This is a genomic window from Micrococcus cohnii, from assembly GCF_014205175.1.
GTDB classification, from domain to species: domain Bacteria; phylum Actinomycetota; class Actinomycetes; order Actinomycetales; family Micrococcaceae; genus Micrococcus; species Micrococcus cohnii.
Window position 1 is genome coordinate 1,334,312 of record NZ_JACHNA010000001.1, and the last position, 21,475, is coordinate 1,355,786.

Annotated in this window: 17 protein-coding genes; all 17 read right to left on the minus strand. The window is 67.0% G+C overall.

Annotation, left to right across the window (positions count from 1 at the left end):
• Positions 1-81: 81 nt before the first annotated feature.
• Entirely contained in the window at positions 82-1,233 is a 1,152-nt protein-coding gene (gene wecB, locus HDA30_RS06015; RefSeq protein ID WP_184241399.1) for a non-hydrolyzing UDP-N-acetylglucosamine 2-epimerase, read from the minus strand.
• A gap of 2 nt (positions 1,234-1,235) precedes the next feature.
• Entirely contained in the window at positions 1,236-2,330 is a 1,095-nt protein-coding gene (locus HDA30_RS06020; protein ID WP_184241400.1) for a polysaccharide biosynthesis C-terminal domain-containing protein, read from the minus strand.
• A gap of 3 nt (positions 2,331-2,333) precedes the next feature.
• Positions 2,334-3,374: a polysaccharide biosynthesis protein gene (locus HDA30_RS06025; protein WP_184241401.1), complete on the minus strand. Its 1,041-nt coding sequence runs from the start codon at positions 3,372-3,374 to the stop codon at positions 2,334-2,336.
• 68 nt (positions 3,375-3,442) lie between these two features.
• Positions 3,443-4,036, minus strand: a complete 594-nt coding sequence (locus HDA30_RS06030) for a sugar transferase (RefSeq protein ID WP_184241402.1) — start codon at positions 4,034-4,036, stop codon at positions 3,443-3,445.
• Positions 4,033-5,208 carry a DegT/DnrJ/EryC1/StrS family aminotransferase gene (locus HDA30_RS06035; protein WP_184241403.1) on the minus strand — a complete coding sequence of 392 codons (1,176 nt, stop codon included), beginning with the start codon at positions 5,206-5,208 and terminating at the stop codon, positions 4,033-4,035. Before HDA30_RS06035 ends, HDA30_RS06030 begins: the two co-directional genes overlap by 4 nt.
• Positions 5,201-7,102, minus strand: coding sequence for a GNAT family N-acetyltransferase (locus HDA30_RS06040; protein WP_184241404.1), 1,902 nt, complete (start codon positions 7,100-7,102; stop codon positions 5,201-5,203). The genes HDA30_RS06035 and HDA30_RS06040 overlap by 8 nt, the downstream gene beginning before the upstream one ends.
• Entirely contained in the window at positions 7,099-8,991 is a 1,893-nt protein-coding gene (locus HDA30_RS06045; RefSeq protein WP_184241405.1) for a nucleoside-diphosphate sugar epimerase/dehydratase, read from the minus strand. The genes HDA30_RS06040 and HDA30_RS06045 overlap by 4 nt, the downstream gene beginning before the upstream one ends.
• Before the next feature lie 13 nt (positions 8,992-9,004).
• Positions 9,005-10,258 (minus strand): nucleotide sugar dehydrogenase, encoded by a 1,254-nt coding sequence (locus HDA30_RS06050; RefSeq protein ID WP_184241406.1) that lies wholly within the window; start codon positions 10,256-10,258, stop codon positions 9,005-9,007.
• A 234-nt stretch (positions 10,259-10,492) separates the two neighbouring features.
• Positions 10,493-11,608, minus strand: coding sequence for a tRNA (adenosine(37)-N6)-threonylcarbamoyltransferase complex transferase subunit TsaD (tsaD, locus tag HDA30_RS06055; protein WP_184241407.1), 1,116 nt, complete (start codon positions 11,606-11,608; stop codon positions 10,493-10,495).
• Positions 11,605-13,581, minus strand: coding sequence for an acyltransferase family protein (locus HDA30_RS10740; RefSeq protein ID WP_184241408.1), 1,977 nt, complete (start codon positions 13,579-13,581; stop codon positions 11,605-11,607). Before HDA30_RS10740 ends, tsaD begins: the two co-directional genes overlap by 4 nt.
• Before the next feature lie 87 nt (positions 13,582-13,668).
• Complete coding sequence (locus HDA30_RS06065; RefSeq protein WP_343059315.1) at positions 13,669-14,229, minus strand: GNAT family N-acetyltransferase; 561 nt, start codon at positions 14,227-14,229, stop codon at positions 13,669-13,671.
• Positions 14,226-14,900, minus strand: coding sequence for a tRNA (adenosine(37)-N6)-threonylcarbamoyltransferase complex dimerization subunit type 1 TsaB (gene tsaB, locus HDA30_RS06070; protein ID WP_184241409.1), 675 nt, complete (start codon positions 14,898-14,900; stop codon positions 14,226-14,228). The genes HDA30_RS06065 and tsaB overlap by 4 nt, the downstream gene beginning before the upstream one ends.
• Before the next feature lie 21 nt (positions 14,901-14,921).
• The gene (gene alr / locus HDA30_RS06075; RefSeq protein ID WP_184241410.1) at positions 14,922-16,745 is read right to left on the minus strand and encodes an alanine racemase; all 1,824 of its coding nucleotides are present in this window, start codon (positions 16,743-16,745) and stop codon (positions 14,922-14,924) included.
• A 57-nt stretch (positions 16,746-16,802) separates the two neighbouring features.
• On the minus strand, positions 16,803-17,165 hold the full coding sequence (locus HDA30_RS10510; RefSeq protein ID WP_158496603.1) for a holo-ACP synthase: 363 nt from the start codon (positions 17,163-17,165) through the stop codon (positions 16,803-16,805).
• On the minus strand, positions 17,162-18,376 hold the full coding sequence (locus tag HDA30_RS10745) for a glycosyltransferase family 4 protein (protein WP_184241411.1): 1,215 nt from the start codon (positions 18,374-18,376) through the stop codon (positions 17,162-17,164). The genes HDA30_RS10510 and HDA30_RS10745 overlap by 4 nt, the downstream gene beginning before the upstream one ends.
• A 10-nt stretch (positions 18,377-18,386) precedes the next feature.
• The gene (locus HDA30_RS06090; protein WP_158496601.1) at positions 18,387-18,998 is read right to left on the minus strand and encodes a YdcF family protein; all 612 of its coding nucleotides are present in this window, start codon (positions 18,996-18,998) and stop codon (positions 18,387-18,389) included.
• A 193-nt stretch (positions 18,999-19,191) separates the two neighbouring features.
• Positions 19,192-21,324 (minus strand): glycogen debranching protein GlgX, encoded by a 2,133-nt coding sequence (gene glgX, locus HDA30_RS06095; RefSeq protein ID WP_184241412.1) that lies wholly within the window; start codon positions 21,322-21,324, stop codon positions 19,192-19,194.
• Positions 21,325-21,475 lie beyond the last annotated feature (151 nt).

Below are 21,475 nucleotides of genomic sequence, written 5' to 3' on the forward strand. Positions count from 1 at the left end.
AAGGAACGAACCGAATCCTCCGTCGTTCACCGACGAGTCACCCCCAGACGATCGCGCCGGCGGCGGGTCGACTCGTTCGCGTCACCGACGGATCCCGTGGCGCAGGTGATGCGTTCCCGTCATCGTGCGGATGAAGTTGACCACGCGACGCGACGAGTCGTGGATCGTGTAGTCGTTCGGGATCGTCGTGCGGCCGTCCTCCCGGAAATCCTCGATCGCGATGCGGACCGAATCGACAACATCGGCCGGGTTCAGCCCCGTCGCGATGATCGCGCCGGTGTCGATCGCCTCTGGCCGCTCGATCGCGTCGCGCAGCGTGATCGCCGGGAACCCGAGCATGGAGGACTCCTCGGAAATGGTGCCCGAATCGGAGATCACGCAGCGGGCGTTGAGCTGCAGCTTGTTGTAGTCGTGGAAGCCCAGCGGCTCGTGCAGGCGGATCGAGCTGTCCGCAGAGAGGTCGAACTGCTCCAAGCGCTTGCGGGTGCGCGGGTGGGTCGAGACGAGGAAGGGCACGCCCTGGTCCGCCGCGACGGCCTTGAGCGATTCGAGCACTTGTTCCAGGCGGTCGGCGCGGTCCACGTTCTCCTCGCGATGCACGCTGGCCAACAAGTACTCCCCCGGCGTCAGGTCGAGGCGCTCAAGCACATCGGAGGCCTCGATCTGCTCACGGTAGGAGTTCAGCACCTCGAGCATCGGCGAACCCATGACCATCACGTCGCGCGGGTGCATCCCCTCGGCCAGAAGATTGCGCCGAGAGTGTTCTGTATAGGTCAGGTTGTAATCCGAGACGTGGTCCACAAGGTGACGGTTGATCTCCTCCGGCACGTTCGGGTCGAACGAACGATTGCCCGCCTCCAGGTGGAACACCGGCAGCTTCATGCGCTTGCCCATGATGGCTGAGACGCAGCTGTTGGTGTCGCCGAGCACGACCATCGCATCCGGCTTCTCCTCGAGGATGACCTTCTCGGTGCCCTTGAGCACGTCACCCAGCACGTTCCCGAGCGAGGAGGTGTCGGCCTCCAGAAAGTGGTCGGGAGCGCGCAGGCCCAGGTCGTCGAAGAACACCTGGTTCAGCGAGTGGTCGTAGTTCTGGCCGGTGTGCACCAGGACGTGGTCCGTGTGCTTCTCCAGGCGCTTGATCACGCACGCGAGTCGGATGATCTCGGGCCGCGTGCCGACCACGGTCATGACCTTGAGTCGGCCGGACGTCGGGTTCTGCTGACCGGTCATGGTCACACCACCTCGGGAATCGTGTCGGGGTTCGTGGGGTCGAAGATGTCGTTGGTCCAGAACGCCGTGTACAGCGTGCCGGAGCCGATGTTCGTGATGTTGTGCGAGACGAAGGTCGGCATGTCGACCGACTGGGGCTCGTCGCCGCTGACCCGGAAAACGTGCTTCTCGTCCGTGCCCAACTTGCGCAGCGCGATCTCGGCCTCACCGGCCAGCACCGTGAAGCGTTCGACCTTGCGGCGGTGGTAGTGGTCGCCGCGCGTGATCCCGGGCTCGGTGGTTGAGAACGAGGTCTGGCCCGTGCCTCCCCGGCTGCGCACGATCTCGAAGAACGAACCGCGCTGATCGGCGTGACGCGTGATCGGCAAGGGCAGTCCCTCGGGGTACAGGAACGAGCGGTACGTATTGAACAGGTCGCGGTCGAAGCGCGTGGCCAGGTCTGGGAACTCGGTCTTGGCATAGGTCCCGGCCATCGACTGCAGACGATCGCGGAGCCCGGAGACGGTCTCCTGCACGGTCAGCTCCCCCATACCCGCAGGGTCGACCGCGCCGATCAGCAGATCGGCGGCGTCCTGCGCGTGCAGGAGGGTGAGCTCCTTGTCATCGGTCACCTCGGGCGCCTGACCCGTGGCGATCAGATGGCAGAACGTTGCGGTGACCGAGTTGTAGAAGGGTCGACCGAACTCGCCGAAGAGGTTGGGCAGCAGGATGTCCTGCATGTGCGCTCCCACCGTCTCGGCGGCGTCGGAGACGATGCGGCCCGCCTCCCGCTTGGCCTCGCCGTACACCGTGTCCGTCGCAGCGTGAGTGCTGTTCGCGAAGACCACCCGGGCAGGAGGGTTCTCCGCCGCCCGCAGCGCCTGGGCCACCTGCTGCGCGAACACGCGATTGCCGCGCGCCACCTGCTCGTGCTCGCCACGGTTCACCCCGGCGATGTGGATCAGCTGGTCGGCGCCGGCCACGAGTCGTGCAGCCTCGGCCGCGTCGTGGGCGTCGCCGACCGCGAAGGAACGCACCTCGTGGCCGTGCTCCTGGAGCGCGGCACGGACGTGGAAGCCGAGGAATCCCCCAGCACCGGTCAGGACGAACGTGGCCATGGGTCAGTTCCTCTCAGTCGGAAGGCCGGCGGCGTCGAGCTCGCGCCGCACCTCGGGAAGCGTGAGCAACAGGTCCTCGACCTCGGACACCGTCATGCGCTCCACGGTATGCGAGTCGTAGTCGTCGTACATGACCTGCCGCTTGTCCCCCTCCTCCACGTAGGGACCGTAGTTCAGATCCCGGGCGTCCGCCTTGATGCGGAAGTAGTCACCCATATCCTCGGCCCGGGCCAGCTCCTCCTGGGAAGCCAGTGCCTCGGAGACTTTCTCCGCATGCCGCGTGCCGATCACATCGATCGACACGTCCGCCTGGAAGAGGTTGATGACCGCCTGCGCCAGATCCTTGATGGTGCACGAGGGGGACTTCCGGATGAACAGGTCGCCCTGGTCGGCGTGCTCCCACGCGAACTCCACGAGGGAGACCGAATTCGCCAGCGACATCATGAACCGCGTCATCTCCGGGTTCGTGACGGTCAGGTTCTTGCCCGCCTTGAGCTGGCGGATGAACAGCGGGATCACCGAGCCCCGCGAGTACATCACGTTGCCATAGCGCACGCACGAAACGGTGGTGTCCGCCGAGCGGTTGTTCAGGCCGAAGGACAGCGCAACCTTTTCCATCATCGCCTTGGACATGCCCATCGCGTTGACGGGATAGACCGCCTTGTCCGTGGAGAGGCACACCACAGATTCCACACCGGCGAAGTCCGCCGCGCGCACGACGTTCTCCGAGCCGACGATGTTCGTACGCACCGCCTCCATGGGAAAGAACTCGCACGACGGGACCTGCTTCAGTGCCGCAGCATGGAAGATGTAGTTGACGTCGCGCACCGCACGCTCGACCGAGGTGTAGTCACGGATGTCACCGACGTAGAAGCGCAGGCGCGAGTCGGCAAGGTCATGGCGCATCTGGTCCTGCTTGGCCTCGTCGCGACTGAGGATGCGGATCTCCTCGATGTCGTCCCGCTCGAGCATGCGGCGGGTGACGGTGTGGCCGAAGGAGCCGGTTCCACCGGTGATGAGAATCGTGCGGCCGGGGGTGGTCATGCGTGTGCTCCCTGAAGGTTGAAGGTGGTCTCGTCGTGGTCTTGGGACCCGCGGTGGGCCTGACGGGGTCAGTCGCGGAGGACAGCGACGGCCGTCCTGGCCAGGATCGCCAGGTCACCCGTGAAGCTGCGGTGTCGGACGTACTCGGCGTAAAGGCGGGCCTTCTGCGGCAGGAGCACCTCGACGTAGTGCTTTTCGGGGTCCTCCGCCGCGGCCAGTTCGTCCGCTTCGTTGCGAAACCGGATCGAGGCCGGATCAGTGATGCCCGGACGCACCGAGAGGATCTCGTCTCTCAGCTCGTCGGGCCACTGCGCCACGTACTCCGGGACCTCTGGCCGGGGCCCCACCAGTGACATAGCCCCGCGCAACACGTCATAGAACTGAGGCAGCTCGTCCAGCTTGGTCTTGCGGAGCACACGCCCAACGGCGGTCACACGTGCATCCCCGGACTGAGACACCGCCAGACCCGAGTGATCCGTACGCATGGTCCGGAACTTGTGGATGCGGAAGGGGGTGCCTTCCAACCCGATCCGCGTCTGGCTAAAGAGCACTGGACCGGGCGAGCTCAGCTTCACCGCCGCGCCTGCGGCGGCCATCACAGGGGCAGAAGCGAGTAGCGCGGCAGCCGAGACGCCTACGTCCAGGGCACGCTTGAGCGTCATGAGAGCACCGTCCGGACGGCCGCAATGACACGCTCGACCTGTTCGTCGGTCATGGAAGAGAAGGCCGGCAGACTGACCGTGCGTTCGAACTGCGCGGTGGCGACGGGAAGCTCTTCCTGCCCTTCGGCGCAGTACTCGTTCCAGTACGGGTGCAGGTGCAACGGGATGAAGTGCACAGAGGTGCCAATCCCCTGCTCACTCATCCGCTCGATGAACTGGTCGCGGTGCATGCCGGCACCGTCGTCGTCGATTCGCGTGACGAAGAGGTGCCACGCGTGCGCCTCGGGCTCCTCATGCCATTGCGGAAGCTCGATCGGCAGGTCCGCGAGAGCCCGCGTATAACGCTGCGCTATGCTGCGACGCTTGTCCCGCATCTCCACGGCTCGTGACAGCTGCACACGCCCAACGGCCGCGGCCGTGTCCGGCAGGTTGTATTTGAATCCGGGAGCCACCACCTCATACCGCCATGACGGCGTCTTCGACTGGTACCGGTTGAAGACGTCACGGCTGATGCCGTGCAGCCGCATGGTGCGCATCCGGGCGGCCAGGTCCGCGTCCTTCACCATGACCATGCCGCCCTCGCCCGTGGTGATGGTCTTGGTCGCATAGAAGCTGAACACGACCGCGTCTGAGCTGGAGTTGCCAACGTATGCGCCGGCCGAGCGAACGGGGAACGCATGCGCCGCGTCCTCGATCACCTTCAACCGGTGACGGGATGCGAAATCCGCCAGTGCGTGGCCGTCCACCGGCAGGCCTGCGAAATGCACCGGCATGATGGCGACCGTCTTCTCCGACACCCGTCGCTCCGCATCGGCGAAGTCGATGTTCAGGGTCACCGGATCGACATCGACCAGCACCGGCCGGGCACCCATGTAGCGGACGACTTCGGCGGTCGAGGTGAACGTCCAGGCGGGGACGAGGACCTCATCGCCGGGTCCGACACCAAGCGCCTCGACCGCCAGGTGCAGCCCCGCGGTCGCCGAGTTCACCGCAATGCACTGCAGCTCGTCGTCCCCCTCCAGGAATGCGGCCATCTCCTTCTCGAACGCGGCCGCGTTCGGCCCAGTGGTCAGCCACCCGGATCGGACCGTCTCCGCAACAGCCTCGACTTCGGCCTCTGTGATGTCCGGCAGCGCGAACGGAAGGAAGGGCTCGTTCTGGTACTCAGGCATGCGTGCTCCTCGAATGGTCGGGCGCGGGGGAATCCAGGCGCTTCTCATAACGGTACATACGGCGTCCCTGCGGGGTGGTGTACTCCGATTCCACGGTCCAGCCACTGCGCCGGTAGAAAGCGTTGACTGCGTCATTCGCGTCAGCGTCGGTCGTGAGCATCGCGTGTGTGCGGCCCGAGCGAACGACCTGCTCGCACCAGCGTTCGAGGAGTCGACGTCCTGTGCCCGTGCCCTGCGCCTCGGGTGCCACGCAAATCGAGCTGAGCAGAGCAGCATCGGCTGGCGGACGTTCAGACGTCCCACCCCGATAAGCCAGTCCCGCCAGGAGACGGGGGGCCTTCCGAGGGTCCTTCGCCACGATCCCGGCGCTGCGCAGACCGAAACCCAGCAGACGCCGCTTCAGCAGGCGGGAGAAGAATCCCTCGGGGTTCCGGCTGCCCACGGCCACCCCGAGCAGGCGCTGGTCCTCGTCCTCGATGATGGTCGTCACGGCGTCAGGGTCCTGCAGGAAACCGCTGTAGAACTCACGGAGGAACCCCTCCCCAAGCGAGGAGAGAAAGAAATCCGGGAACGCTGCCTTGTGCAGTGCAGCTGCCGCCCTCACGTGCCTGCGACGCAGCGGCCCGGTGCGAACGTCCGCCACCTCGGCAGCTGCCGTGCCGAGCCGGCTCCGCCCCACGATCTGCGCCAGCAGACCTTCGATCTGGTCCGTCACGCGATCCACACTGAAATTCTCGGAGTAGGCACGTGCAGCGTTCACGCCCCATTGTGCGAGGCCGTCGCGCCCCTCAGCAACGAGCCGATCCAGCCCCGCGCGGATCGACGAGACGGAGGACTGCTCCACACCGAAGCCCGCGTGCGCGGCCTCCACCAGGGCGACAACGTCGCCGCTGGCGGCCACCATCGCTGGCTTACCCGCCGCGAGCGTCGCCTGCGTCTTACTCGGGATCGTGTACGGGGTGAGCGGGTCCTCCGAAAGGCTGATGTAACACACGTCCGCCGTCGCCATGAGATCCGGCATCTCCGCAGGGTCACGACGTCCGAGAAAGCGCACCGCAGGAACCGAATCGGCAGCGGCACGCAGCGTGTCGGCCTCAGTTCCCCCGCCCGCCAACAGGCACACGAGGTGGTTCGGATCGACCCCGCGGCAGGCCTCGACCAGGCCGTCCAGGCCCTGGGCCGCACCCATCGAACCTGCGTAGAGCAGGACCACCGTCTCCGGAGCGATCCCCAGCTCGGCACGAATGTCCCGCCCCGCAGACGCGAACACGTCTTCGTTGCCGGGCTTGGGAATATACGTGAGCTTGTCTCGCGGCACTCCACGCCGATGCAGGACGTCCACGACCGACGGTGCAATGGGCACAACGGCCTCCGAGGCCGCATACATGGCGTTCGTCCAGCGATGAAGCACGGCGGTGACTGCCTTGCCGACGCGCCCGCCGGGTCCGAATCCGGACGCGGTGAGCGTATCCGGCCACAGGTCGGCCACCTCGCTCACGACGGGCACCCCGTGGAGGTAGCGGGCTCGGAACATCGGAGCCGCGATCGTGATCGGCGAGTAGTTCACCCACACGACGTCGCAGTCCTTGAGTTCACCGGCGCCCAGAAGCGCGGATGTGACGGCGAAGGAGGCGTAGTTGAGCAGACGCCCCACCGTGCCGCTGCCGTGGGACGGGAACAGGGCTGTCCGCACGATCCGGACGCCATCGCGGTGCTCCACGGTGCGTGGGCGCATCGTGTAACCGGCGGCGAGTCGCCCGTCTGGATAGTTCGGGAAACCCGTCACGACAGTGACGTCGTGTCCGCGGGCAGCCAGCGCTCGCGCCATGAGACCGGGCAATGCTGCCGGACCGGGTTCCGGGTCGTACCACTGTGTCAGGATGCCGATCTTCATGCGTCTGGGTCGTCCTTCACAGAGCGGCTTCCTCGAGTCGGCTGTTCATCGATGCGCGCCCCGAACGCATCCTCCTCGAAGCCCATCCGCCGCAGCCACTCGACGCGGTCGAGGTTCTCCGGCGCGAGGACCTGCACGGAGGCATGCGAGATCTTCGGGTGTAGCGGACGTGCGTCCGATTCGCCCGCGCCGATCAGCTCCTCGTGCATCTTCTCGCCGTGGCGCAGACCGGTGAACTTGATGGCGATGTCCTTGCCGGACATCGCGATCATGCGCTCGGCGACGTCGAGGATCTTCACTGGTTCGCCCATGTCGAGGATCAGCACCTCGCCGGATGTGCCGATGGCCCCGGCCTGGATGACGAGGTGGCACGCTTCCGGGATGGTCATGAAGTAGCGCGTGACGTCCGGGTGGGTGACCGTCACCGTCTGCCCCCGACGGATGAGCTTGTGGAACGTGGGCAGCATCGAGCCGCGACTGCCGATCACGTTGCCGAAGCGAACCGAGATGTACGGCCGCCCCGTCTGCGTACCCATCCACGCCGTGAGCTTCTCCGCCACACGCTTGGAGTGGCCGAGGGCGGACGTCGGGTTGGCCGCCTTGTCCGTCGAGACATTGATGAACGTCTGCACGTCGACCCGCTGCGCGGCCCGCAACACGTTGAGCGTGCCGAGCACGTTCGTCTTCCACGCCTCATCGGGGTACTGCTCAAGCATCGGCAGGTGCTTCAGCGCGGCTGCGTGGTAGACGACATCCGGCCGGCGTTCCTCGAAGACCGCGGTGAGGGCGTCGTCGTCGCGGATATCCGCGAGCACGACGTCCCGGGTGTGGAGCAACCCGTGCCCTTCCGTCTCGAGCTGGGCCTCCTGCAGCAGCGTCTCGTCGCGGTCCAGCATGATCAGCTCCGCGGGAGCGAAGCGCTGGATCTGGCGGCAGAGCTCAGAACCGATCGAGCCGCCGGCGCCCGTCACCAACACCTTCTTGCCCGCGAGATACTCCGCGGCGTCCTCCACAGAGGTGTCGACCGTCTCGCGACCGATCAGGTCCTCGATCGACAGGTCACGCAGATCCGCGAGACCGGCATGGCCAGCCAGCTCCTTCGAGAGCTTCGGCAGCACCCGCACGTGCACACCCGCCTGGGCCGCAGCATCGGCGACCTTCTTGACCAGGTGATGGTCGGCCGCCGAGATGGCCACGACCAGCTGCGTGGCGCCGGTCCGCGTGACGACATCGTCCAGGTCACTCAGGGCACCGAGCACCGGTACGCCGCGCACGACGCGGTTGCGCAGCTGACGGTCGTCATCGAGCAACGCGACCGGACGGAAGCGCGAGTCGTCGTCGAGCTGCATGCGCCGCAGCAACTGATCGCCCAGAACGCCCGCGCCGTAGACGATCGTCGGCTCGGCGTGCTCGCCGGGGCCGTGGCGTCGCTCCTGCCGTATACGTTGGATGTATCGCACCCCCAGCATGAGCACGAGCGCAAGGGGTCCCGCGATCAGCATGAGGCTGCGCGGCACCTCCCACATGACGCCGACCGCCAGAAGCACCACGGTGACGAGGGCGGACACCATGAGCACGAGCAGGGCAAGGGCTCGAACCTCGTCGAAGGTCCCATAGCCGTGACGGCCACGGTAGACGTGCGTCAGATACCCGAGCACGAGCTGCAGCACCACCGTGATGACACCGACTGCCGCCAGCGGACCCCATTCGACGGCGTACGCGTTGAAGTCGAAGCGCAGCAGGGCGGCTGTGGGCAGCACCAGCAGCCACACTGCGACGTCAAGCAGCAGGAACGCGGCCCACGTCCTCCGCGACGGACGCCACGGAGAGCCGCCGTCTCGGCGCTCGGCGGCGGACTCGGCCTCCTGCGCAGGGGTGATCTCAGTCATCGGCTCAGACACCTCAGAGAACCGTGACCGCCGCCGAAGCCGGCACGACGTTCCGCGTGTCGAACACCCGTACGCCGAGATCGGCGAGCTGCTGATAGTCGACGTCCGAGTGATCGGTCAGGAGCACCACTAGATCGTGATCCTTCAACTCCGCGACCGAGTTCAGCCGCCGCACATGCTGCGGCCACGAACGATCATGCACCCACGAGTCCAGAGCGCTGAGGTCCGCCCCGTACTCGTGCAGCAGCTTCACGATCGCCTCCGACGGAGACTCACGCAGGTCTGACGAGTCACGCTTATAGGCGAGGCCGACGATCGCGACCTTGGCACCGTTGAGGGCCTTACGGTCCTCATTGAGCAGCTTCATGGCCCGCTCCACCACGTAGACCGGCTGGTGCTCGTTCACGTCATTGGCGAGCTCGACGAAACGGAAGGTCTGCCCGAGGTCCTTGCGGACCGCCCACGAGAGATAGCTCGGGTCCACCGGCAGGCAGTGTCCGCCCACCCCCGGACCGGGCGTGAACTTCATGAAGCCGAACGGCTTGGAGTTCGCCGCCTGGATGGCGTCCCAGATGTCCACGTTGAGCTGATGCGCGAACACCGCGAGCTCGTTGATCAGGGCGATGTTCACGTGGCGGAACGTGTTCTCCATGAGCTTGGTCAGCTCGGCCTCACGCGTGCCCTTGGCCGGCACGGGGGTGTCGATGATCGTGTCGTAGAACTCTCGCACCTTGGCCAGGGACGCCTCGTTCATGCCGGAGATCACCTTCGGCGTGGTCTTGAAGGTCCAGTCCTTGCGTCCCGGGTCAATCCGCTCGGGTGAGTAGCCGACGTAGAAGTCCTCGCCTGCCGTGAGCCCGGACCCCTGTTCGAGGATGGGCACGAGCAGCTCGTCGGTGGTGCCCGGGTAGGTCGTCGACTCGAGGATCACGGTCGAACCGGGCCGCACATGCTCCGCCAGGGAGGCGCCGGCCGACTCAATGAACCGCATGTCCGGCAGAGAGTCTCGCAACGGCGTCGGCACGGTGATCACGGCGACATCGAAGTCCGCCGCATCGGCGTAGTCCTTGGACGCGATGAACCGACCGCTGTCCAGGGCGGAGCGAACCTCGGCATCGGAGATGTCCTCCACGTAGGAGACGCCGTTCTGCAGGTCTGAGACACGTGCGTCGCTCAGATCCAGACCGACCACGTCGTGGCCGACGTCGACCGCGCGCATGGAGACGGGAAGGCCGACGTACCCCTGGCCGATGACAACAAGTTTCATTCTGAGCTGCTCTCTTCCGTGAGCGTGCGTTCTCTTCGCCCGGATGGCCCCTCGGCGATCGAAGGCGGACTTGCTGGCTAACCCTAGTCGCGATGGTCGCTCCGCAGGAGGGGTATCGACGCCGCGCCTGGCCTTTCAGGCGGTCATTGTGGTGCAAAACATGCGAGACGTCCCGGTTGCGATCATTTTCACAGCCCTCGCTCAGCACGTCGAGGACCGAGCCCCTGCGTGGGCTCAGACGTCCGCCAGCGACACGCGGGCGACATCGAGGCCCGGGTCGACGCCGAATCCCCCGCCGGAGGGCTCGACCCCATCGGCGACCAGTCGCGCCCCGAGCGCGGCCACCATGGCGCCGTTGTCCGTGCAGAGGTTCACCGGCGGCACCACCAGCTCGATGCCCGCCGAGGCGCACCGTGCCGCCAGCAGCGAGCGCAGCCTCGAATTCGCCGCGACCCCTCCGCCCAGCAGCAGGTGCTCGATCCCGTTCTCCTGGCAGGCTCGCACAGCCTTGGACGTCACGACGTCGGCGACGGCCTCCTGGAACGACGCAGCGATGTCTTCCCGCGGCACCTGAAGATCCCGGGCCTCAAACTGCTCGACGGCGCGGGAGACCGCGGTCTTGAGCCCGGAGAACGACCAGTCGTGCCGATGGGGCCCGGGCTCCTCCGCCGAGCCGACGAATTTGCCGGCGCTCAGGCCGCGAGGGAAACGGAAGGCAGCCCGGTCCCCGTCGGCAGCCATGCGGTCGATCACGGGACCGCCGGGATAGCCGGCGCCGATCAGCCGGGCAACTTTGTCGTAAGCCTCGCCCGCCGCGTCGTCGATCGTCGATCCGAGCAGGCGGACGGAGCGTGAGATGTCGTCGATGCGAAGGACCTCGGTATGGCCCCCGGAGACGAGGAGGGCACCCAGGTTCGAGGGCAATTCGTCCCAGCCGCCGGGTCTCACCCCGTCAAGCAGGCCCACCCCGACGTGGGCGACCAGGTGATTGATACCGTAGAGCGGCTTCTCGGCGGCCAGGGCCAGGGCCTTGGCCCCGGCCACGCCCACCATCAAAGCTCCGGCCAGGCCCGGTCCGGCGGTCACGGCGATCGCGTCGAGGTCCCGCAGACGCACCCCGGCGGCGTCGAGGGCACGGCGCACCGTGGGGACCAGGGCCTGCACGTGCGCACGTGCGGCGATCTCAGGGATCACGCCGCCGAAGCGAACGTGCTCCTCCACGGAGGAGGCCACCTCGTGGGCGAGCAGTCGCGTCCCCTGCACCACGCCGACGCCGGTCTCATCGCATGAGGACTCGATGCCGAGGACCACAGGCGAAGACAGAGCGAACGTCACACCTCTAACCGTCATGAGTCCAGGACACCGGGTGCTTGCTTCTGAATCTCGTCCACGATGTTCTCCCGCTGTTCCTCAAGTCTGGTCCTTGAGAGATGGTGACGGTCATAGAAAGTGAAAGTGTCACCAGCCATCGCTGGGCACATACGATCAGTACACCACAGATCCGTCAGGTCAACAGGGTTGATGTGATCGACCCCCTCGAACCTTTCCAATGGATTCTCATTAGCAACTGCTTCGTGGCGGGCAAGCGCGCAAACGTCGACATCCTGACGGTTTTTCCAGAGGCATGCATTCTGAAAATCCGGAAAACGTGGATTATCGCGAATTAGTAATACATCCACACCGGAACGCGCCACATTCTGCCACTTCTCTAAGCGATCACTTGAATTATCAATCTTCTCGGTGGCGTCTTTACCAGCAGGCTGCGTCCTCGTTCCGACATCAAAAATGACATCCGGATTTTCCTGCGCAACAATTGACTCATAATCAGGGTCTCGGAGTCGAGTAACAACCTTGAAGCCCATTGACTGTCCGGCCAGGTCAAGAACATCAAAGTATTGAGCGCTATGTGACGCACCAACAATGACTATCAACTTTTCAGCACTCAGGTCGCCTCCTACACACCTTGTGTCGAGACATTCCTCAATCCCCCTCGGCCGATCATAGTCAACGCTCGCCCAGGAAAGGATTCCAAGACCAGCCGGCCGGGCCTCCTCCAAAGGTGCGTCCACAACACGCGCCGGACGCGGCTGGAAGTGTCGATCCGCTATCACACTCGCCCCCTGACGTACCCCCGCAGCAACTACCGCGACCATTACGGCCACTGACACGATCGCTACCGTCATGCGACCGATCTGACGACTTGCATGACGCTTGCGACGAAGCATTGGATCTTCAACAAAAATCTTCGTCAGAACGGCAGCACATATTGCGGACCCAATCACAATACTGCCTTCCCACCAGGCAAGATGCGTCCGTCCAACGAGATGCTGAGTGAAGACCAAAAATGGCCAATGCCAAAGGTAGATACTAAAAGAGAAACCGCCAAAATATGCCAGCGGCTGCCACCCAAGGAACCGAGTGATCGATCCACTCGAACCAACCAGCTTTGGGCCCACCAACAACACCAAGGCAGCCCCCACAGGAACTAATGCCACCACCCCTGGAAAGTCCAAACTTGATCCGAAGACTAGGCCGCCACCGAGAAGAGCAGTCAGAGCGGCGAAGCTCAACACGCTCACTGTCATCCGAGCTTCACGACTGGACAACGTTGGCAGATACGGATAGATGAACGCCAGGGCAACCCCGAACAGAAACTCCCACGCGCGCGCGGCCGGGTGGAAGTAAGCCGCAGCCGGGTTAACTCCTGTGTAGTAGGCCGAAAAAATCAGTGATGTCACTGCCACAGCGATAACAACCGCCACAGCCAACCAGACGAGTCTTAACCGCTTAATGATCGCACCAAGTGCAGCGATAAGTATCGGCAATAGAATATAAAATTGAATCTGAATGGAAAGTGCCCAAAACTGTTGATACTGACTCGGCGGCGCCTCACGATCCAAATAGCTAGCACCGCTGCGCATCAATTCAAGATTCTCAACATGCAATGCAGACGCAAGAAATTCATTCGTCGCGAACTTCCAGAGTGGCGCGGGTACGAATACGAGTGTGAGAATCGCAGTCACCAATATAATCAGATATGCTGCAGGGAATATCCTCACAATTAGCCCCGACCAAAATCGAAGTGGAAGAATCTTCCCTTCCTTCGTCATCTGCCGGAGGAGCGTAGTGCTCACCAAGAACCCGGAAATGACAAAGAAAACATCAACCCCACCCGAGACTCCGTTAATCCAGATGTGGTACACCATGATCATAAGTGCACTAATCGCACGGATTCCCTGAATATCTTGTCGATAAAAACTTTCGCCGTACGGGGAAAGGCGGTCCGCGCGCGACCGCTGGCTGCGAATTGACTTATCGGTCACCACATTTTCCTTATAACCACGGGGGGGAAGGGGTCGAAAATAGATCTGTCGTAGGATACAGCAGGATTCCCTTCAATCCCTAGAGATTTAGGATAGCCCCCGCCGCATGACCCACGCATCCTCACCACCGGGGTAGTATCCCCGCCTGAGGTGCACGCGTTCGAACCCGTGCCGGGTGTAGAGCCGCTGAGCGGGCGCGTTCGAGGCACGCACCTCGAGCATGAGCGCCTCAGCACCACGAACGACCGCTTCCTGCAGCATCCACCGCAGCTGCAGCGCGCCGAGGCCCCTCCCCTGGGACGTCGGCGCCGTGCCGATCGTCTGCACATCGGCGATCTCACCGACGACCATGATGCCGCCATAGCCGACGATCGCCCCCGGCCGCAGACCGTCGGCGGTCGCCGATTCGTCGCGGACGACGACGCGGTAGTCGCGGGTGCTCGGGCGTCCGTGCGCGTCCCGGGCCCCGTGCGGGCCGGCCTGCGCCAGCTCCTCATGGTAGAAGTGCGCCGGCCAGGCGTCCTGCGGGAACAGTTGCGCCTCGAGCTCGAGGACCTCCGGAACATCCCACGGGGTCATGGGGCGAATCAGGATGCCGGTCGGTCCGACGTCGTCGTGCTCCTCACCGGCGCCGGGACGCTCCGTCACCGGCCGCCCGCTCTCTTCCGCGGGCCCGGCACCTTCGCGTCGGACTCGCGCAGGTACAGCGGCTCCACGGGGCGCAGGCCACGTCCGCGGCGCAGCGCCAGCTCCGCGACTGCGCCCAGGCTCGCCGCATCTGGAGTGGCGTCCTGCCACCCGGTCACGGCGTGCAGCGCCTGCGGATACAGGCCCGCCCCGGCCCCGTAGGCGGGCAGCGGGGTGACATCGTCGGGGGGCGTGACGAACGGCCCGTGAAGGGGCGTCGGCTGGCCGCCGACCTGGGCGTAGTGACTCCAGTAGACCTCGCGTCGCCGCGCGTCGATGGCCACGACGAACTCCTCCTCGGCCGCCTCGAAGGCGTGGCGCGCGGCGCGGTGCGCCAGAGCGTCGAGGCTGCAGACACCGTGCACCGGCACGTCCCACGCGAAGCCGAGGGCGGCCGCGGTGGCGAGTCCGACGCGCAGACCGGTGAACGGGCCGGGGCCGACGCCCACCGCGATGCCGTCCAGGTCCTCCCCGCGCAGCTCGGCCTCGGCCACCACGCTCCGCACGGCAGGCGCGAGGACCTCCGCGTGGGCGGTCGTCGACTCCGTCGTCCATTCCGCGCGGGTCTCACCGTCCACGACGAGGGCGACGGAGGCGGTGGCGGAGGTGTCGAGGGCGAGCAGCACAGACATGCCGGTCAGTCTAATGAGGCCTCAGGAGCCCCGGCGCTCGACCACGAGGTCGTCGAGCGGTTCCTGCGCCCACCGGGGCCCGTAGGCGCGCAGCACCGCGGTGCGCGTCTCATCGGTGGTGGCACCGTCCTCGTCCGAGAAGTCGAAGACCAGTCCGTCCCCGCCGTGCGGGCCCTCGTCCTGGTCTCCCTTCCCTCCGCTGGACCGGGTCAGGTGCAGATCCAGCCACGACGCCCGGGGGTCCTCGGGATGCCCAGCCAGTCGCTCTGCCATGCCGTGTCCCCACTCGACCACCGTGACGGACCCGGCGACCGTGTCCTCCAGTCCCGTGTCCAGCAACTCCTCAGCCGAGCCGAGACGGTAGGCGTCCACGTGCACCAGATCCGGCCCTCCCTCCAGCGACGGGTGAATGCGCGAGAGGACGAACGTGGGCGAGATGATCCCTTCGCGCACGCCCAGCCCCCGGCCCAGTCCCTGCGTGAAGGTCGTCTTGCCGGCACCCAGGTCGCCGGTCAGCACGAGCACGTCCCCGGCGCGCAGCAGGCCGGCGAGCCGGCCGGCGAACGCCTGGGTCTGCTCGACGCCGTCGAGCTGGAACCGCACTTCACGCACCGGCGACGCTGCCGAGCCGTGCCCGTCGACCGCGTCGTTCCCGCCGCCGGCCTCCGTATCGACGTGCACGCGCGGCACCCGCGCGCCGATGCGGGTCACCAGCTCGTAATTGATGGTGCCGGCCGCGGCGGCCCACGCGTCGGCCGTGATCCCGGACTCGGGGCCGAACAGCTCGACGGGCGCGCCGGGTGCCTCGGAGGCATCAGGCCCGAGGTCGACGACGAACTGGTCCATCGCGATGCGGCCGGCCACCGTGCAGGACCGACCGGCCACGTGCAGCGGCGCGTCGTCCGCGAGGCGCGGCACCCCGTCCGCGTAGCCCACCGGGACCAGCCCGAGGACGGTGGCCGCCTGGGTGCGGTGCCGAAACCCGTAGGAGACGCCCTGCCCGGCCGGGACGCGCTTGACGTTCGCGAGGGACGTGCGCAGGGACATCACGGGCCGCAGGCCAAACCGGGCGGCCGGAACGCCCTCGAAGGGGCTCAACCCGTAGAGGCCGAGGCCCACCCGCACCATGTCCAGGTGCGTGTCCGGTCGGGACAGCGTCGCCGGGGTGTTCGCCAGGTGACGGATCAGGCCGTGGCCCAGCGCTCGTTCCGCGTCGTCGACCCCGCGGAGGAACTCCTCCCGTTGTGCCTCGGTCTCGGCGGCGCGCTCGGGGTCATCGGCGACCCCGAGGTGTGAGAACACGCCGTCGACCTCGACGAGCCCTGCCTGCTCAAGCTCAGCGGCACGGGCACAGAACGCCGGTCGGTCCGCCGGCATGCAGCCGTGACGGCCGAGTCCGGTGTCCAGCTTGAGGTGCACGCGAGCGCGGGCCTGCCCGTCGCCGGCGTCACGGAGCGCGCGGACGGCCCCGGCCACGGCGTCCAGGTCCCACCCGGAGACGCCGAGCGTCACGTCGGCGGCGATGGCCTCGGCGAAGGGCGTGTCGGGCGTGTGCAGCCAGGCCAGGATCGGGGCCGTGAGGCCGGCCTGCCTCAGCTCGAGGGCCTCGCGCACGTGCGCAACGCCGAGCCGGTCGGCCCCGGCGGCCAGAGCGGCGCGCGCGACCGGCTCGGCGCCGTGCCCGTAGGCGTCGGCCTTGACGACGGCCATGAGTCGGGGACGCGGGGTCTGTGCGTCCGGCTCGGACGGCTGGAGACGGTCGAGCAGCGACCGGACGTTGTGGCGGACGGCCGCGAGGTCGATCACGGCGGCCCGCTCGAAGGGAAGCTCGTTCACACGGGTCATCCTCTCACTGTGGCGGCCCGTCATCCTCGAGCAGGCAGGTCCCGTCGAGCCGGTCGGTCATGCCCGCCGCTCCCCGATCGCATAGGCGAGCGCCATCGGCCCGTCGTGGCTGAGCGAGAGGTGCCAGTGGGTGATGCCCAGGGCGTCGGCGCGGGCGGCGACCGTGCCGGTCAACTGCGGTACCGGTACGGCGTCGCCGTGCTCGGGCCGCGGGATGACGCAGTCGTGCCAGTGCATCCCGGACGGGGCCGCGAGCGCCTTCGCGACGGCCTCCTTGGCGGCGAACCGGGCAGCGAGCGAGCGCAGCGGCAGGCCACGCTCGACCGGGGCGAACAGCCGGTCGCGCAGCCGGGGCGTCCGGTCCAGCTGTGCGGCGAACCGCTCCACGTCGACGACGTCGACGCCGATCCCGACGATCACGCTCCGACCGGTCGGGAGGACGGCTGCGGTTCGGCCACGGGTCCGGGGCCGGACGTCTGACCGCCGAGCGCACCACGTTCGCGCAGCACGGTGAGCACGTGGGGCCGATGCAAGGTCTCCGCACGCCAGGCGTTGAACGCCTCGGCGGCTCGCCGCCGCGAGGCGAGACGGTGCTCCCCGGACCCGGAGAGGACGCGCAGTGCCTCCCCGAGGCCGTCGACCGAACGGTCGATGATCACACCCGCGCTGTGCTCGCGCAGGAGCTCCGTCCACGGGGTGACGTCGGGGACGACGACAGGCACCGACGCGGAGAGGGCCTCGGCGATGACATGACCGAAGTTCTCGCTCCGCGTGGGCATCAGCAGGGCGTCGTACTCGGTCAGCCGGTCCCGGACCTCGTCGGACGCCAGCATGCCGTGCAGACGCACGCGGCCCCCGCTCTCGGAGGCCACCTGTTCCAGCCGGCAGACGTACTCGGCGTCCTCTTCAGGCCCGTAGACGTCCAGGCTCACCCCCTCGCCCACGGCGGCGACGGCCTGAGCCGCCAACAACGCCCCCTTGTGTTCGAGCAGACGCCCGACGAAAACGGCGCGCAGCCCGGTGCCACCGGCTGCCGCGACGGGCTCGGACGCCCGCTCCGGAAGCAGGCTGTCGTTCTCGTGCACGACGATCCGCGCATCACCGCCGATGTAGGCGCGGATGTCCGCGGCCTCGCGCTCGCTGCTGGCATGCCACGTGACGTCCGCATACATGCCCGTCAGCCGATTGACCGCCCGCAATACCTTCTTGCGCGCCCCGTGATGGTCAAGGGCCTCGCGGGCGAATTCTCCCCGCGGGGCGACGACAGCCTTGACCCGTCCGAAGACGCCGACTCGCCGCAACGCCATGACCGCCTGGCTGTAGAAAAGACTCCAGTAGGAGTTCAGGTAGAGGGCGTCAGGGCGGTACTCGCGCAGCCCACGCAACAGCGCGGCCACCCCGGCCGGGCGATGCACCTGGGCGTACAGGACGGGCACGCCGTGGTAGTCGGTCGGCGTGTTCACGACGTCGACCATGTCCTCGGCGGCGCCGTGGTCCCGGCTCTTCGTGAACACCTGCAGGTCAACGGTCGCCGGGGCCGAAGCGACCATGGCCGCGAGCGTGCGGATAGGCCCCCCGCCGCGGACTCCGGGCGGGAACAGCGGACTGATGACGGCGATGCGCTCGGACATGGAGGCCAGCCTACCCACGAGCGCCCGCGAAGATCGCGCGATGAACCATTCGCTGTACACCGTCAAGCCACGAACCCGTCTCCGGATCAGACGGCGTTCCGCGCTCGGGCATCAGCAGATCAGCGATCAGCTTGGGATAAGCGGCCACCGCGTACACCGTGTCGTACAGCTCGGCCCGCACGGTCTGGTCTGTCGCGTACATGAACCAGGCCCGCGGCCCGTCCCAGTGCTGACGCGTCAGCAGCTGTGCACGCACCATGTGCTGCCGAAAGGTCAGAACCCCGAGAGACTCGACTCCGTGCCGGCGGGCTACGTGCGTGCCCGCCTGCACCTCTCCAAGGGTCGTCGCCGGTACCGGCTCAAAACACACGACGGCCACATCCGATGGCGGACGTCCACAGAGATCCGTATACGGGCCGTCAGGAAGCTCTGTCCCCTCCTCCTCCGCACGTGCAGCTGATTCCGCGAAGGTGGACGAGTCCGAGACGATCAGCATGTCCGCGCGACCAGCACGGGCGAGCTCGACCGCCTCCTTGCGCGCCCCTGGTTTCGTCGCGAGCACCAGCAGGGCATCGACCCGCGCGTCGTCATCGCTCACGACGGGCAGCAGCGTCGCCAGCACCGCGCCGAGGACGAGTCCGCAGCACACACTTGCGACCCGCAGTCCCCACCGCGCCCTCGGTCGACGTTCCAGGGCCCCCACCCGGCGCGGGGTCGCGCTGCGTGCATGGCGCGCTTGCCCGCCCGGCTTCCAGCCGGGCACCGGATCGGCGACGCGCGGCGTGACCGGGCTGCGCCCTGGCCGTTTCAAGCGCTCACACCTGCCTCAGAATCACGGTCGAGCGGGGCGGCAGGTCCAGCACCTGGCCGGCCTCCACGACGGGCCGCTCCCCCGCGTGCGGGGCCTGTGTGGCGGCCAGGTCGGCCGAGGTGTCGACGACGATCTCCCAGCGGCCGGGGAAGAACGGTCCGGGCAGCGTGTAGGGCACGGACTCCCACCAGGCGTTCATGAGCACGTAGAAATCCCGGTCGGCGCCCTCCGGGTCCGCCGCGGCCTCGGGCTGTGCGTTCCCGTTGAGGTAGAACGCGATCGAGCGGGCCTCGGCGCCCCAGTCCTCCTCGGTCTTGGCGGTCGCATCGGGTTCGAGCCAGACGATGTCCGGCAGCGGCGCCTCGACGTCGCGTGCGGCGGGGCGGCCATCGAAGTGCCTGCGGCGGCGGAACACGGTGTGCTCACGGCGCAGCCGGATGAGCCGGGCGGTGAAGTCCAGCAGGTCCTCGTCGAGGTTCGCCCAGTCGATCCAGGCCAGCTCGTTGTCCTGGCAGTAGGTGTTGTTGTTGCCCTGCTGCGTGCGCCCGAGCTCGTCTCCGTGGCTGATCATCGGCACACCCTGGGACACCATGAGCGTGGCGAGGAAGTTGCGCTGCTGCCGTCCGCGCAGCGCACGGATCGCCGGATCGTCGGTCGGTCCTTCGGCCCCGCAGTTCCACGAGCGGTTGTGGGAGTCGCCGTCGCGACCGTCCTCACCGTTGGCCTCGTTGTGCTTCTCGTTGTAGGAGACCAGATCGGCGAGGGTGAACCCGTCGTGGGCGGTGACGAAGTTGACCGAGGCGCCGGGGGTGCGCCCGTCGCCCTCGTACAGGTCCGCCGACCCGGTGATGCGGGTGGCGAACTCGCCGAGGGTCCCGGGTTCTCCGCGCCAGAAGTCGCGCACCGTGTCCCGGTACATGCCGTTCCACTCGGACCACAGGCCCGGAAAGTTGCCCACCTGATAGCCGCCCCAGCCGACGTCCCACGGTTCGGCGATCAGTTTCACGGTGCGCATCACGGGATCCTGGCGGACGACGTCGAAGAAGCTCGAGAGCATGTCCGGGCCCTGCTCTCCCTCGACGCGGGTGAGCGTGGTGGCCAGGTCGAAGCGGAACCCGTCGACGTGCATCTCGGTCACCCAATACCGCAGGGAGTCCATCACCAGCTGCAGCGACTTCGGGCTGGACAGGTTCACCGAGTTCCCCGTGCCCGTGTAGTCCATGTAGTGCCGCTCGTCGTCCTCCATGAGGTGGTAGTAGCCGGCGTTATCCAGGCCGCGCAGCGAGAGCATGGGGCCGAGGTGGTTGCCCTCCGCGGTGTGGTTGTAGACGACGTCGAGGATCACCTCGAGCCCGGCGGCGTGCAGGTCCTTCACCATCTGCTTGAACTCGCGGACCTGTCCGCCGATCTCGCCGTCCGATGCATACGCGGCGTGCGGGGCCAGGTAGCCGAGGGTGTTGTAGCCCCAGTAGTTGTGCAGGCCCTTGTCCTGCAGCGTCGCGTCGTCGACGAACTGGTGGACGGGCATGAGCTCGACCGCGGTGACGCCCAGTCGAGTGAGGTGCTCGACGACCGCGGGGTGCGCCAGCCCGGCGTACGTGCCCCGCAGGTGCTCGGGCACCTCCGGGTGCGTGGCGGTCATGCCCTTGACGTGGGTCTCGTAGACGATCGTGTCCGTGAGCTCGGTGGCCGGCGGCGCGTCCTCGCCCCAGTCGAACTCGTCCGACTGGACCACGGAGAGCATGGTCAGGCCGAGGTTGTCCGTCTCGTCCCGGACGTTCTCGTCCTCGAACGAGTAGGCATGATGGGCCTGCCCCCACTGATGGGTGCCCGTGAACGCCTTCGCGTAGGGGTCCGCGAGCAGTTTGTGCGGGTTGAACCACAGCCCGCTCTGCGGCGCCCACGGCCCGTCGACGCGGAACCCGTAGCGCTGCCCGGCGCCCACCCCGGCGACATGGACGTGCCAGGTCGAACCGTGACGCTCGGTCAGTTCGATCCGTTCCTCGCCTCCGTGCTCGTCGATGAGGCACAGGTACACGGCCTCGGCTTCCCGGCCGGTGCTCACGGCGAAGTTGGTGCCGTGCTCGTCGACGGTGGCGCCGAGCGGGTACGGCATGCCGGTGTCCAGGGTGCGCATGTGTCTCCGGGTTCTCGAGGGGCGGGCCGCCGGGGCCGCTCGCGGGGCGGTCTCGCGGAGGCCGGATACCCGACCATCGTAGTGAGGGCAGCTGGATGCACGCGGCGCGTCGCCGGAACGGCGGCTCGAGATGCCCGGGCGCCGCGCCGGG